At 72.3% G+C, this 13,881-nt stretch carries 13 protein-coding genes; 7 read left to right on the forward strand and 6 right to left on the reverse strand.

Going from position 1 to position 13,881, the window contains the following annotated elements:
* Window positions 1-86: 86 nt before the first annotated feature.
* The 4 genes from FAF44_RS12820 (at window position 87) to FAF44_RS12835 (ending at window position 4,938) form a co-directional block, all read left to right on the forward strand.
* Entirely contained in the window at window positions 87-1,478 is a 1,392-nt protein-coding gene (locus tag FAF44_RS12820) for a S8 family serine peptidase (protein WP_237103323.1), read from the forward strand.
* 180 nt (window positions 1,479-1,658) lie between these two features.
* Window positions 1,659-3,014 (forward strand): S8 family serine peptidase, encoded by a 1,356-nt coding sequence (locus FAF44_RS12825; protein WP_237103324.1) that lies wholly within the window; start codon window positions 1,659-1,661, stop codon window positions 3,012-3,014.
* Window positions 3,015-3,115: 101 nt separating this feature from the next.
* Entirely contained in the window at window positions 3,116-4,267 is a 1,152-nt protein-coding gene (locus FAF44_RS12830; protein ID WP_237103325.1) for a sensor histidine kinase, read from the forward strand.
* Window positions 4,264-4,938 (forward strand): response regulator transcription factor, encoded by a 675-nt coding sequence (locus tag FAF44_RS12835; protein WP_237103326.1) that lies wholly within the window; start codon window positions 4,264-4,266, stop codon window positions 4,936-4,938. Before FAF44_RS12830 ends, FAF44_RS12835 begins: the two co-directional genes overlap by 4 nt.
* Here the strand turns inward: FAF44_RS12835 and FAF44_RS12840 are convergent.
* Window positions 4,925-5,587: a DUF2306 domain-containing protein gene (locus tag FAF44_RS12840; RefSeq protein WP_237103327.1), complete on the reverse strand. Its 663-nt coding sequence runs from the start codon at window positions 5,585-5,587 to the stop codon at window positions 4,925-4,927. The two genes, FAF44_RS12835 and FAF44_RS12840, sit on opposite strands and share 14 nt — an antisense overlap.
* Before the next feature lie 158 nt (window positions 5,588-5,745).
* On the opposite strand from FAF44_RS12840, the gene FAF44_RS12845 reads away from it, so the two are divergent.
* Both FAF44_RS12845 and sppA read left to right on the forward strand, forming a co-directional pair.
* Complete coding sequence (locus FAF44_RS12845) at window positions 5,746-6,735, forward strand: NAD(P)-dependent alcohol dehydrogenase (protein WP_237103328.1); 990 nt, start codon at window positions 5,746-5,748, stop codon at window positions 6,733-6,735.
* Between the two features lie 55 nt (window positions 6,736-6,790).
* Window positions 6,791-8,488, forward strand: coding sequence for a signal peptide peptidase SppA (sppA, locus tag FAF44_RS12850; RefSeq protein ID WP_237103329.1), 1,698 nt, complete (start codon window positions 6,791-6,793; stop codon window positions 8,486-8,488).
* A 3-nt stretch (window positions 8,489-8,491) separates the two neighbouring features.
* Here sppA and FAF44_RS12855 read toward each other — a convergent pair whose 3' ends face one another.
* The 5 genes from FAF44_RS12855 to FAF44_RS12875 form a co-directional block, all read right to left on the reverse strand.
* On the reverse strand, window positions 8,492-8,974 hold the full coding sequence (locus tag FAF44_RS12855; RefSeq protein WP_237103330.1) for a flavin reductase family protein: 483 nt from the start codon (window positions 8,972-8,974) through the stop codon (window positions 8,492-8,494).
* Window positions 8,975-9,059: 85 nt separating this feature from the next.
* Entirely contained in the window at window positions 9,060-9,992 is a 933-nt protein-coding gene (locus tag FAF44_RS12860; protein WP_237103331.1) for an ABC transporter substrate-binding protein, read from the reverse strand.
* 38 nt (window positions 9,993-10,030) lie between these two features.
* Window positions 10,031-10,723, reverse strand: a complete 693-nt coding sequence (locus tag FAF44_RS12865) for an ABC transporter permease (RefSeq protein ID WP_237103332.1) — start codon at window positions 10,721-10,723, stop codon at window positions 10,031-10,033.
* A complete protein-coding gene (locus tag FAF44_RS12870) occupies window positions 10,720-11,400 on the reverse strand; it encodes an ABC transporter permease (protein ID WP_237103333.1) in 681 nt (226 codons plus the stop codon). Before FAF44_RS12870 ends, FAF44_RS12865 begins: the two co-directional genes overlap by 4 nt.
* The gene (locus tag FAF44_RS12875; protein ID WP_237103334.1) at window positions 11,393-12,451 is read right to left on the reverse strand and encodes an ABC transporter ATP-binding protein; all 1,059 of its coding nucleotides are present in this window, start codon (window positions 12,449-12,451) and stop codon (window positions 11,393-11,395) included. Before FAF44_RS12875 ends, FAF44_RS12870 begins: the two co-directional genes overlap by 8 nt.
* Window positions 12,452-12,744: 293 nt before the next feature.
* On the opposite strand from FAF44_RS12875, the gene FAF44_RS12880 reads away from it, so the two are divergent.
* A partial coding sequence (locus tag FAF44_RS12880) for a sigma factor-like helix-turn-helix DNA-binding protein (RefSeq protein WP_237103335.1) occupies window positions 12,745-13,881 on the forward strand: 1,137 nt, incomplete at its 3' end.

A 13,881-nucleotide genomic window follows, 5' to 3' on the forward strand; every position in this document is an offset into this window, starting at 1 on the left:
CACAGTTGTCACAGCGGGGAGGGTTCCGGGCAGTACGCAGCCGGGAGCCGGGGACGCTTCACGGCTCCAGCCTCCAGGAGGTAGCAGTGCGGCTTCGGTCTCTCCTCGTCGGCGCGACGATGCTGGCCATGGCATCGGCGGCGCTCTGCGCCGGTCCGGCGATCAACGCGGAAACCAGTGACGCCGGTGATCCGATCATCAACCCCACGCTCGTCTCGGAGATTCGGGAGAAGAGCACGGTCCGCTCCATCATCCAGCTCAAGCCCGGCCAGAGCGTCAAGGCCGTGGCCGCCGACGTCGAGAAGGCGTCGGAGGGCGGACGCGTCCTGGAGGCGGCGCGCTCGCCGCACTTCTTCGTCGCCGAGGTGGACGGCGCGACACTGGCCAGGCTCAGGCGCGACACCCGCGTCCAGTCCGTCTACAAGGACGAGTTGAGCGTGCCCTTTCTCGACAACAGCACCAGGGTGATCCGCTCGGTCGAGGCCAACCGGGCCGGCTGGAACGGCACGGGCACCACGATCGCCGTGCTCGACACGGGGATCGACCGCGACCACCCGTTCTTCGCCGGCCGCATCGCGGACGAGGCGTGCTTCTCCTCCTCCAACAACCAGGACGGCTCGGTCTCGCTCTGCCCGAACAACCAGCCCAGCCAGACGGGGCTGGGCGCGGCCGACGCCGAGACCGCGCAGTGCCTCGTGGACGGCCGGAACGCCTGCTCGCACGGCACCCACGTGGCGGGCATCGCCGCGGGCAAGATGGTCACGGGGGCGCCGGCCAACGGCGTCGCGCCCGAGGCCCGCCTGCTGCCGATCCAGGTGTTCAGCCGCATCGACAACGCGGCGACCTGCGCGGCCGGCGGGGCGAGCGCCCCCTGCTTCCTCAGCTACACCTCCGACCAGAAGCTGGCGCTGGAGTACGTGGCACGGGTGGCCAGGACGCTCAACATCGCGGCGGTGAACCTGAGCCTGGGCTCCGGCCGCGGCTACACCGAGGCGTGCGACACCGACCCGTCCGCCGCGGGGGTCAAGCCGGAGTTCGACGCGCTGGCGGGCCTGGGCGTGGCCTCGGTGGTCGCGGCCGGCAACGCCGGCCTGCCCAACGCCGTCTCCGCCCCCGCCTGCATCTCCACGGCGGTGACCGTCGGGGCCACGGACGACAGGGACGCGATCGCCCCGTTCAGCAACCGGGGCAGCCTGCTGGACCTGTTCGCGCCGGGGGTGGCCATCATGTCCTCGGTGCCGGACGACGCGTACGGGGAGAAGAGCGGCACGTCGATGGCCGCGCCGCACGTGGCGGGGGCGTTCGCGCTGCTGCGGCAGGAGTACCCGAACTTCACGGTCGTGCAGAGCCTGCAGCGGCTGCAGACGACCGGCACGCCCATCCGGTTCAACGCGTCGGGCACCGCGGTGGCCGTCTCCCGGATCGACCTCGAACGCGCCACCGCCACGACGCGCGCCCCCGCCGACCCGCGCGTCTGACCGCACAGGCGGCAGAAGGGCCGCCCGGCCTTTCGTCCGTCCGCTTCGGCTGCACAGGCCGGTGGAAACGGTTGTCTACCAGAACAAGAAGCTATAACGAACCCCCCTCCCCCTCTGACATCAGTTGTCCGATTACTACACTTCTGTCAACAAAAGCCCCCCGAACCCCCGGAGGAACGGTTGAGACTCTCGTCTCTGCTGGCCGGCGCCATCGCGTTAGCCGCCACCTCGGCAGCGCTGGTGGCCACACCCGCTCTCGCCGACCCCGAGTCCAAGATCGACCCCGCGATCACGGCGAGCGGCGAGCACCGCGCCATCGTCCACGTGCGGCAACCCGCACAGGTCGCCTCCGCCCTGTCCACGGCGGAGGACGTCAGGCGTGACAGGAGGAACGTCGAGGCCGAGCCGCCCGCCGAGGTCGCGGGCAAGCTGGACTTCTTCGTCTACCGCGGCACCCGCGCCGAACTGGAGCAGGTCGCCCAGCAGTCCGACGTGGTCTCCATCCGCAAGGACAAGCTCAACGAGCCCTCGCTGCTGGAGAGCATCCCGCTGATCGGCGCGGACAAGGCGCACCGCGCCGGCTTCACCGGCAAGGGCACCGCCGTGGCGATCCTCGACTCCGGCATCGACAACGACCACCCCGCCTTCACCGGCCGCATCGTGGCCCAGGCGTGCTTCTCGGCCGCCGACCCGGTGGACGGCTCCTCGCCGCTGTGCCCGAACGGCAGCCAGTTCCAGATCGGCGACGGGGCCGCCAACGCCGAGACCGAGTCGTGCATGGCGGGCGCCCCGCAGCCGCAGTTCGGCCTGTGCTACCACGGCACCCACGTGGCGGGCATCGCGGCCGGACAGCGCACTCCCGAGTTCGCCTCCAGCGGCGTGGCCCCGAAGGCCAAGATCGTGCCGGTGCAGGTCTTCAGCCGGTTCGACAACTCGCCGTACTGCCTGGGCCGCCCGGTCTGCATCCTGGCCTACGACTCCTCCATCCTGACCGGCATGGCCTACGCCGACCTGCTGGCCGACCAGTACAACATCGCCGCGGTGAACCTGAGCCTGGGCGGCGGCATGTACGGGGAGTCCTGCGACGCGGCCGACGGCGCCGACTTCAAGGCCGAGGTGGACAAGCTGCTCGCCAAGGGCACCGCGACCGTGGTCGCCTCGGGCAACAACGGCTTCGAGGCGTCGGTGTCGTGGCCCGCGTGCGTCTCCAACGCCGTGGCCGTGGGCGCGACGGACAAGCAGGACGCGGTCGCGGCCTTCTCCAACCGCGGCACCCTGATCGACCTGTACGCGCCGGGCGTCGCGATCACGGGGGCCATCGCCGGCAACACGTACGCGACCCTGAACGGCACCTCCATGGCGGCCCCGCACGTCGCGGGCGCGTTCGCGCTGCTGCGCCAGAAGCGCAAGCACGCCTCGGTGGAGCAGATGCTGAGCGCGCTGCAGCGGACCGGCAAGCCGATCACCTACACGAGCGCGGGCACGGAGGTCACGACGCCCCGCATCGACGTCTGGACCGCCCTCCGCAGAGGCTGACCCCGCCGGGGGCGCCCGGCCCACCCGGCCGGACGCCCCCGCGATCACCGAACCCCGCCTCACCGGGCGGGCCGGTGCGGCGGGAGCCGTACGATGTTGGCGTGCAGGGCCTTCTCCGCTCACTGTGGGACGAGCCCCGCCCGCCCGGGGCTCCCCGCCGGGTGTGGCGCGACTGGGTGCTCGTGGGGCTGCTCGCCGTGGCCGTCACGCTGGAGGCGCTCCTGCGGACCGACCTCCAGTGGCGGCCCCTGTCGGTGATCTTCACCTTCGCGATGCTGCCCACGCTGTTATGGCGGCGCACGCGACCACTGCTCATGCCGGCGATCCCGATCGCCGTCACGGGCCTGATCCAGCTCCTCACCGGCGCCGACCCCGCCGAGCTGGGCGCCACGGCCTACCTGCTGATCCTGCTGTACGCGCTGTCACGCTGGGGGTCCGGCCGCGAGGCCGCCGGCGGGCTGGCGCTGATCACGGCCGCGATCCTCGGGTCCGTCCTGGCGGGCCGCCTCGCGATCCCCGGTGACGTCCTCGGCGCGTACACCGTCGTGTTCGCGGCGATCGCACTGGGCGGCACCTTCCGCTACCGCACCAGGGCCAGGATGCGCGAAATCGACCAGATCAAGCTGCTCGAACGCGAACAACTGGCCCGCGACCTGCACGACACCGTCGCCCATCACGTCTCGGCGATGGCGATCAGGGCCCAGGCGGGCATCGCGACCGCGGGCTCCGACCCCGGCGCCGCCGTGGACGCGCTGCGGGTGATCGAGGCCGAGGCGTCGCGCACGCTCGCCGAGATGCGGGCCATGGTCCGCGTGCTGCGCCGCGACAGGGGGCCGGTGCCGGTGGAGCTGGCGCCCAACCCGCACCTCGCCGACCTCGAACAGCTCGCCGGGCAGGCGCGCGTCGGCCCGGCCGTGCACGTGCGGATCGACGGCGACCTCGACGGCGTGTCCGCGTCCGTCGGGGCCGCGGTCTTCAGGATCGCCCAGGAGTCGGTCACCAACGCGCGGCGGCACGCCCGGCACGCCAGCCGGATCGAGGTCCACGTGGCCGCCGGCGACACCTCCGTGCGCCTGCGTGTCAGCGACGACGGCGACAGCACCGCCGGCCGTCCCGTCGCGTCCCCCGGCTACGGGCTGCTCGGCATGATCGAACGCGCCGATCTGCTCGGCGGCACCTGCGAAGCAGGACCCAACCCCGGTCGCGGCTGGACCGTGACCGCCGAACTGCCCCGGACGGGAGCCGCCACATGACCACCGACGACCGGACCGTCCGGGTGATCGTCGCCGACGACCAGGAGATCGCCCGTACCGGCCTGCGGATGATCCTCGACGCGCAGCCCGGCATCGAGGTCGTCGCCGAGGCCGCCGACGGCCGCCGCGCCGTCGAACTGGCCCGGCGGCTGCGTCCCGACGTGTGCCTGTTCGACATCCGCATGCCCCGCTGCGACGGCATCGAGGCCACCCGCTCCCTGGCCGGGCCCGACGTGGCCGACCCGATCGCCGTCGTCGTCATCACCACGTTCGACCTCGACGAGTACGTCTACGAGGCGCTCAGGGCGGGCGCCCGCGGGTTCCTGCTCAAGGACGCCGGGCCCGCCCTGCTCGCCCAGGCGATCCGGGCCGCCGCGAGCGGCGATGCGATCATCGCCCCGAGCATCACCGCCCGCCTGCTGTCCGCGTTCGCCGGCAACGGGCCCGCCCGGCCGCGCGTGCAGCCGATCGAGCCGCTCACCGAGCGGGAGGAGGAGATCCTGCTCACCGTGGCGCGCGGGCGCACCAACAGCGAGATCGCGGGCGAGCTGCACATCTCGCTGAGCACGGTCAAGAGCCACGTGGCGAGCCTGATGACCAAGCTCGGCGTGCGCAACAGGGTCGAGATCGCCATGTGGGCGTACGAGACGGACCGCGTCAGGCAGCGCTGACCCGCCACCCCCGCCGGCGGATGATCAGCTCGGCCACGACCACGTTGATCACCCAGCCCAGGGCCAGCAGCAGCGCCCGGGCGAGCGGGCCGGGCGGGCCGCCGCCGCCCAGCAGCCACGCCGCCTGCGTCAGCGCCTGGGTGCCGGCTCCGAGGCCGATGGCGTACGCGCGGATCATCCAGGCGCGGTGACGGCGGATGTCGCGCCGGCGGACGGCCAGGAAACCGAGCACCAGCGACCCGAGCATGGCCGTGCCCGCCACCCAGCGGAACACGGTCAGCAGCCCCTCGTCACCGGGCGGCAGCGCCGAGAACGTGGTCATCCACAACCCCGACAGCGCCGCCACGAGCCCGCACCCGACCAGCACCCGCCCCGCCGCCCGGTGCCAGCCCCGCCTGCGCCGCCGGAACCGGGCCGCGAACTGGAACGCCCCGCCCGCGGTGTAGGCGGTGACGCCCACGACGTGCGCGACGATCGGCACGGGCGCGGCGAAGAACCGGGCGTTGGCCGCGGTGATCTCGGCTCCGCCGGTCAGCTCGGTGAGCCGGACGGCCCCGGCGAGCAGCGGGACGAAACCGAGGGCGAGAAGTCCGGCGGGCACGAGCCGGCCCGTCCTGCGGGCCTTGCGGGCAGTGCGGTCAGTGGGCATGCCTCGATGGTGTGCGCCGGGGCCGCCCCCGCTCATCGCCTGAACGGCCCGGCCCTGATGAGCCGATCGGCCGGTCGGGAGGTCGTACTTTCGGCCGTTGAGCCGCCGCGCGGGCCGCGCTCACACTGGGGCCATCGACCCCCCGGAAGGAGAATCCCATGAAGGCGTACGTCCTGCGCTCGTACGGCTCCCCCGACGTCCTGGAGCTGAGGGACATCGACCGGCCGGCCCCCGGGCCCGGCGAGGTGCTGGTGCGGGTCCGCGCCGCCTCCGTCCAGCCCGCCGACTGGCACCTCATGCGCGGCGAGCCGTACGTCTCGCGGCTCATGCCCGGCTTCCTCGGGCTGCGCAAGCCCAAGATCACCATCCTCGGCGCGGACGTGGCCGGCGTGGTGGAGGCGACCGGGCCCGGCGTGACGGGGTTCGCCACCGGCGACGAGGTGTACGCGATGCTGGCCATGGGCGGCGGCTTCGCCGAGTACGTGTGCGTCCCGGAGAGCGAGCTCGCGCCCAAGCCCGCGACGCTGTCGTTCGAGGAGGCGGCGGCCGTGCCGCTGGCCGCCGGCACCGCCCTGCTGGCCCTGCGCGACCAGGGCGGGGTCCGGCCGGGCAGCCGGGTCCTCGTCAACGGCGCCTCCGGCGGCGTCGGGACGTTCGCGGTGCAGCTCGGCAAGGCGTACGGGGCGCACGTCACGGGCGTGTGCAGCACCAGGAACGTGGACCTGGTGCGCTCGCTCGGCGCCGACGAGGTCATCGACTACACGAAGGAGGACTTCACCCGCGACGGGCAGGTCTACGACGTGCTGCTGTACATCGCGGGCAACCGCTCGTTCGCGGAGTGCCGCAAGGTGCTGACGCGCAAGGGCGTCTGCGTCATGATCGGCGGGGCGGCCACCCGCTGGCTCCAGCCGGCCGGCCGGGTCTCCGCGGCGCTCGCGGCGTCGGCGTTCGTCTCGCAGAAGGCGGCGCTCACGAACGTGCTCGCCTGCCGGGACAACCGCGGCAACCTCGACGAGCTGACCGAGCTCATCGACGACGGCCGGCTCGCGCCGGTGGTGGACCGGGTCTACGACTTCGGCGAGCTGCCCGCGGCGGTCCGGTACCAGGAGGAGGGGCACGCCCCCGGGAAGGTCGTCCTGCGGATCTGACGCTGCTCGTTCGCGGCCGGGCTCATTTCAAAATATGTCGCTTAGGGTGTTTGTTATGGACGCAGGCAAGGCGATCTCCGAAACCGTCGACAGGCTCCGTCAGCGGCGCACGGCCCCGCTGGTCCTGGAGCTCGACCTCACCGAGGGCCTCACCGAGGGCCCGCCGGCGGATCCGCTCGCCGCCGTGCTGTCCATGCGCAAGACGCGCCTGGCCGACGTCCTGGCCGGGCTCAGGCGGGCCAGGCAGGACCCGCGGGTCAAGGTGCTCGTCGTGAAGATCGGCGGCCAGCCGCTGGGCCTGGCCATGGTGCAGGAGCTGCGCCAGGCCGTGATCCACTTCCGGGCCTCCGGCAAGCTGACGGTCGCGTTCGCCGAGACGTTCGGGGAGTTCGGCGGCGGCACCGTGCCCTACTACCTGGCCACCGCCTTCGAGCGGCTCTACCTGCAGCCGAGCGGCGACGTCGGGCTGACCGGGGTGGCGCTGGAGCAGCGGTTCGTCAAGGGGGCGCTGGGCAAGCTGGGCGTCGGGTTCGAGGCCGGTCAGCGCCACGAGTACAAGACCGCGCCCAACACCTTCACCCAGGAGCACATGACGGGCCCGCACCGCGAGTCCATGGCGCGCATCGTCGAGTCGATCACCGAGAGCCTCGTCGCGGGCATCGCCGACGGCCGCCGCCTCGACCCGGGCAAGGTGCGGGAGCTCATCGACCGCGGCCCGTTCACCGCCTCCGAGGCGCAGGAGGCCGGGCTCGTCGACGGCCTGGCCTACCGGGACGAGGTCTACGACGAGGTCAGGCGGGCGGCGGGCGAGGAGGCGCACCTGCAGTACGTCTCCCGCTACGCCAGGGGCGCGGCCGTGCGCAAGCTGCCGCAGCCCATGGCCGACGGGATCGCGCTCGTCCACGCCACCGGCATGATCAGGTCCGGCCGCAGCGGGCGCAGCCCGCTCGGCGGGGGCGGCGCGATGGGCTCCGACACGATCAGCGCCGCGCTGCGCGCCGCCCGCCGCGACGAGCACGTCAAGGCGGTCGTGTTCCGGGTGGACAGCCCCGGCGGCTCGTACGTGGCCAGCGACACCGTCTGGCGTGAGGTGACGCTGACCCGCAAGGTCAAGCCGGTGATCGTGTCGATGGGCGACCTGGCGGCCTCCGGCGGCTACTTCATCTCGATGGCCGCCGACGTGATCGTGGCCCAGCCCGGCACCCTGACCGGCTCGATCGGCGTCTACGGCGGCAAGCCCGTCTTCGCCGAGCTGCTCGGCAGGCTCGGGGTCAACTCCGAGATGGTGGCCGAGGGCGCCAACGCCGGCATGTTCTCCACCTCCCGGGGCTTCTCCCCCGAGCAGTGGGAGCGCATCAACGCCTGGCTCGACCGCATCTACGACGACTTCGTGGGCAAGGTGGCCACGAGCCGCGACCTGTCCCGCGAACGCGCCCACGAGCTGGCCCGCGGCCGGGTCTGGACGGGCGCCGACGCCCACGCGAGCGGCCTGGTGGACGAGCTCGGCGGGCTCGAGGACGCGCTGACCCTGGCCAGGAAGCGCAGCGGCCTGGCCGACGACGCCCCGGTGCGCGTCTACCCCCGGCTCAACCCGCTGGAGCGCCTGCGCGGGCCGGAGTCGAGCGAGGACAAGTCGGCGGCGCTGGCCCGGATCCGCCTCGACGCGTGGGGTCCGCTCGCCCGCCTGTCGGCCGAACTTGGCCTGCCCGCGGCGGGCCCGCTGATCCTGCCCGACTGGTACACCATCCGGTAGGGGTCAGACCGTGGAGCGGTAGCGCCCGCGCAGCCGGACCAGCGGCGCGAGCCCCGCGTTCACGTAGTCGACCCCGAGCACGGCGGCGATGAAGATCGTGTGATCGCCGGCCGGCACCACCTTGGTGGTCTCGGCCTCGATCGCGGCCACGCCGCCCTCGACGACGAGCGCCTCCGTGTGCTCCCCCCGGTGGTGCGGGGTCCCGGCCACCAGCAGCCGCGCGCTGGGCCGGCCGGCGGTGGCGAAGCGGCTGGCGACGGCCGCCTGCTCCGACGACAGCAGGGAGGCGGCCCAGCGGTCCTGGCGGAGCAGGACCTCGTTGAGGTAGCCGCGGGTGGCCAGGCTCACCAGCACCAGCGGCGGTTCCAGCGAGACGGACATCAGCGCCGACACCGTGGTGCCCAGGTCGTCGCGCCCGTCGCGCGCGGTCACCACCGCCACCCCGCCGGCGAGCTGCGCCATGGCCTCCGTGAACAGCTCGCTCATCGCGACGTCCGCTCGCGGAGGAGGGCGGCACGGCACGACGAGCCGGGCCCCCGGGAGCCGGGGACCCGGAAGCCGCGGCGGAGCGTCAGCCCAGGCCGTTGGTGGTCAGCCATTCCTTGGCCACGGTAGCGGGCTCGTCCTTGTTCACGGAGATCTGCTGCATCATCTGCAGCAGGGACTCGGTCGTCAGCTTGGCCGAGATGCCGTTGAGCGTCGTGCGGATCGTGTCGTCGGCCGACGCCTTGTACAGCAGCGGGGTCACGTTCTGGGCGGGGAAGATGTTCTTGGGGTCCTGGAGGGGCACCAGGTTGTTGGCCGTCATCTTGGGGTCGGTGGTGAAGACGTTGCCGACCTGGATGGAGCCGTCCTTGATCGCGTCGGCCGTGGTGGGGCCGGTGGGCTTCCACTCCTTGAACGTCAGGCCGTAGACCTTCTCGAACTGCGCCTCCCACCGCTTCTTGAACTCGGGCGGGCCGCCGACGACGAAGTCCTTGGAGACCTTGGCGAGGTCCTCGATGCTGTTCAGGGACTGCTTGGTCTGGGTGTCCTTGGTGACGGACAGGCTGTCCTTGTCCTCGGCGGGCGAGGAGTCGAGCACCTCGAGCTCGGCCGGCAGCTTCTCCTTCAGCGACGTGTTGACCTCGTCGGTGGTGCCGGCGGTGGTCTCGGGGTCGATGAAGGCGAGCAGGTTGCCGTTGTACTCGGGGACGATGGTCAGCCCACCGCTCTTGACCTGGTCGTAGACGACCTCGCGGCTGCCGATGCGCGGCTTCTCCTCCACCTGCACGCCCTTGGCCTCCAGGGCCTGGGCGTAGATCGAGGCGAGCAGCGCGCTCTCGTCGAAGTCGAAGGAGCCGATGACGGCCTTACCTCCAGCGCCCGAAGCCGAGCCGGTGGGGGCCGCGCTGGTCGTGTCGAGCGGGTTGCCCCCGGTGCTGCCACCACCGCCGCCACCGCAGGCGGCCAGTGCGAGCATCGCCGTGAGGAACACCCCGGCGACGCCGTACTTGCGTCTCATATCTATTTTCCCTTCTAAGCGGGAGGTAATACAGGAGATTAGCGGACCTTCAGACGCCGGCTCACCCCAGGAGAGACCGTCACCCTCTGGACGAGCGCGAACAAGACCTGAACCACCAGTGCGAACAGCACAATCAGTACAGAACCGCCGACGACGCTCGCGTAATCCTTGGTCGCGAAACCGTCGATGACATAGCGGCCGAGCCCGCCGAGCCCGGTGTAGGCGGCGACCGTGGTGGTGGCCACCACCTGGATGGCCGACAGGCGGCAGCCGAGCAGGATCAGCGGCAGCGCCACCGGCACCAGCACCCGCCAGAGCACCTGCTCGCCGCGCAGCCCCATCCCGTACGCCGCGTCCCGCAGCTCGGGATCGACTCCCTTGACGCCCTCGTAGGTGTTGACCAGGATCGGCGGCACCGACAGCAGCACCAGCGGGATGATCACCGGCCAGATCGAGGAGGCCCCGAGCAGCAGCACGAACATCACCAGCAGCCCCAGCGTGGGCAGCGCCCTGGCCAGGTTCGCCGACACCACGACGAGCAGCTCGCCACGGCCGGTGTGCCCGACCAGCAGGCCCAGCGGCACGGCGATCAGCACGGCCAGCACCAGCGCCAGCGCCGAGAACTCCAGGTGCTCCAGCAGGCGCATGGGGATGCCGTCGGAGCCCGTCCAGTTCTCCGGGTCGCCGAAGAACTCCCTCAGCCAGTCCAGGAACGAGATCAGCCAGTTCACGCCGCCTGCCCCTTCCGCGCGCGCACCCACGGGGTGAGCAGCCGCTGGGCCAGCACCAGCAGGCCGTCGGCGACCACCGCGAGCAGCACGATGAGCACGATGCCGACGATCACCGGCGGCATGAACGGGTTCTGGTAGGCCCGCGTGAACAGCCCGCCGAGCCCGCCCTGCCCGATCAGCGCACCCACGCTGACCAGGCTGATGCTGGAGACCGCGACCACCCGCATGCCGGCCAGCACCACCGGCGCCGCGATCGGCAGCTCGACCGCCAGCAGCCGGCGCAGCGGGGTGAATCCCATCGCCACGGCCGACTGGCGGACGTGGTCGGGCACCGAGCCGAGCCCGTCCACCACGGCCGGGATCAGCACGGCCATGCCGTAGAAGGTCAGCGGGATGATCACCGTGGTCTGCGAGAGCCCGGTCACCGAGATCAGCAGCATGAAGACCGGCAGCGACGGGAGCGCGTACACGACGTTCATGAACCCCGAGGTGGGCTGGTAGAGCCAGCGCCAGCGCACGCAGGCCAGGCCGAGCGGGAGCGCGAGGAGCAGCGCGATCACGATCGGGACCAGCGACATCGTGAGGTGGTCGGTGAGCAGGTTCCTGATGCTGTCGGCCCGGCCGGTGTCCCAGTTACGCCCGATCCACTCCCAGATGGAGGGAGGGCCGTCACCCATCTGCCGCCTCCGTCAGCGCCTCGTCCAGCGCCTGCCTGGTGGCCACGCCGACGACCTTGCCCTGCTCGTCCACGGCCACCGCGCAGCCGGACGGCGACAGCAGGGCGGCGTCGAGGGCGGCACGCATGGTGTCGCCGCGGTGCGCGTACGTCCCGAACGGCTCCAGCCGGCCCGGCTCCGCGCCGGGCCGCCAGCCCAGGGGCCGGTCGTCGGCGTCGACGACGAGCAGCCACGGCTCGGACGTGCCGCCGTCGGAGCCCTCGGGCACCGTCAGGTCGGTACGCAGCCGCAGCCCGTCGGCCGAGATGAAGCGCAGCCGCCGGATCCCCCTGTCCTGGCCGAGGAACTCGCGGACGAAGTCGTCGGCCGGCTCCGACAGCAGCGTCTTGGGGTCGGCGACCTGGGCCAGCCGGCCGCCCACGCGCAGCACCGCCACCCGGTCGCCGAGCTTGATGGCCTCGTCGATGTCGTGGGTGACGAACACGATCGTCTTGTTCAGCTCGCTCTGCAGCCTGAGCAGCTCGTCCTGGAGGTTCGTCCGGACGATGGGGTCGACGGCGCTGAACGGCTCGTCCATGAGCAGCACCGGCGGATCGGCGGCCAGCGCCCTGGCCACGCCGACACGCTGCTGCTGGCCGCCCGAGAGCTGGAAGGGGTAACGCTGGGCCAGCGCGGGATCGAGGCCGACGCGTTCGAGCAGCTCCATGGCGGTGGCGCGGGCCTTCTTGCGGTCCCAGCCGAGCAGGTAGGGGACGGTGGCGATGTTGTCGATGATCCTGCGGTGGGGGAAGAGGCCGGCCTGCTGGATGACGTACCCGATGCCGCGCCGGAGGGTCGGCGGGTCGATGCCGCGCACCGGCACGCCGTCGAGGAGGATCTCGCCTTCCGACGCGTCGATCATCCGGTTGATCATCCGCAGGGAGGTGGTCTTGCCGCAGCCGGACGGGCCGACGAGCACGGTGATCTCGCCGGTGGGCGCCTCGAGGCTGAGGGCGTCCACCGCGACCGTGCCGTCCGGATAACGTTTGCTGACAGAGTCGAATGTGATCACGCGCGAACTCTCGCTTAGGGGGTCACGGCGGCAGCGCCGCAACCCCCGTGCCACGACCGCCGCATGATCTGTTGACCCCAAAGACTACGGCGCTCCTGACCAGGCTGTCCCCCCGGGTTTTCCTGAAGCGTTTCACCTGACCTGGGAGATTCCGAGGAAATATCGCAGTGGTAGTGCGCCGGAGCACGGAGAGTTGGCATGATAACCCTCACAATTCCTGACGCATCAGCTCACAGAATCCTGACGCGCCCCTCACTCTCCAGCGTCCGCACCCAGCAAGAGGATCCGGCCCCGTGTCCCAGTCGCTCACCGATCAGCGCCAGCGCGCAGAACTGATCGCAGAGCTCTACGACCTCCACGCCGCAGAGCTTTTCGCGTACTGTGCCGACCAGCTCGGCGACCTCGGCTCGGCCTCCGACGTCCTGGTGGCCGTGCTCAGCAGCGTCCCCGCCACCGCGCCGCCGCGTGCCGCGCTCTACGCGTTCGCCCGCCGCGAGATCCACCGGCGGGACATCGTCTACTCTCCCCCCGCCGTCGATCCGCTCATCGACCCGGCCACCGCGCTCGTCGAACGCGCCCTGCGCGAGCTGCGCCCGCACCAGCGCGAGGTGCTGATGTTGTGCGCGGTGTGCGGGCTGAGCAAGGCCGAACTCGCCTGGGTGCTCGACGTCGCCCCCGACACCGCCGAGGAGCTGGCGGTGGGAGCCGGGCACCGCTTCCGGCAGTCGCTGGGCGCGGCGCTGGCCTCGACCGGGGTCCGCGTGCCCAAGCCGGTGGCCGACGTCTACGGCGCGCTGGGCGTCGCGCCGCTGCGCGACGTGCTCGGCCGCCTGCCCTGGCCGCAGCCGCCCGGAGCGCTGCGTATCCACTTCGCGGGCTCCCGCCCGGCCCCGGCCGCGCCGCTGTTCGTCAAGCCCCGCTGGCCCAGCCCGCCCGTCTGGCCGCAGCCGCTCTCGGACGCCGACCCGGCGAGCAGCACGGTGATCTTCCCGGCCGAGCTGCTGACGCCGCCGTCGCCGGTCAGGAGGGCCGAGCACGACGCGACCACGGCCCCGATGCCCAAGCTCCGCGACGGGGTGCCGCCGCCCAGGGACGTCCTCGACCCGGGCCCGCCGCTGCGCGATCCCCTGGGGTCCGCGCGGACCCGCGGAGCACCGCCGTCCGGGTTCTCGTCCGGGGACCTGTGGGTCGCCGGGCCGTCCACCGGGGACCGGGCGAGCACCGGGCCGTCCGACGGCGACCTGTGGGTGGCCGGGTCCGGCGGCGGGAGCCGGACCGCGTCCGGGCCGCCGCCGCACGAGCGGCCGTTCTTCATGGCCGCGCCCGGTCCCCTGGGCGCGGAGCCGTTCGCGACGGGTGACGTGATCCTGCCGAAGGACGCGCCGGACCCGTACATGACCGGCGACGTGCTCCTGCACAGCGCCCCCTCC

This window comes from Nonomuraea sp. MG754425, assembly GCF_021699195.1.
Taxonomy (GTDB): Bacteria; Actinomycetota; Actinomycetes; order Streptosporangiales; family Streptosporangiaceae; genus Nonomuraea.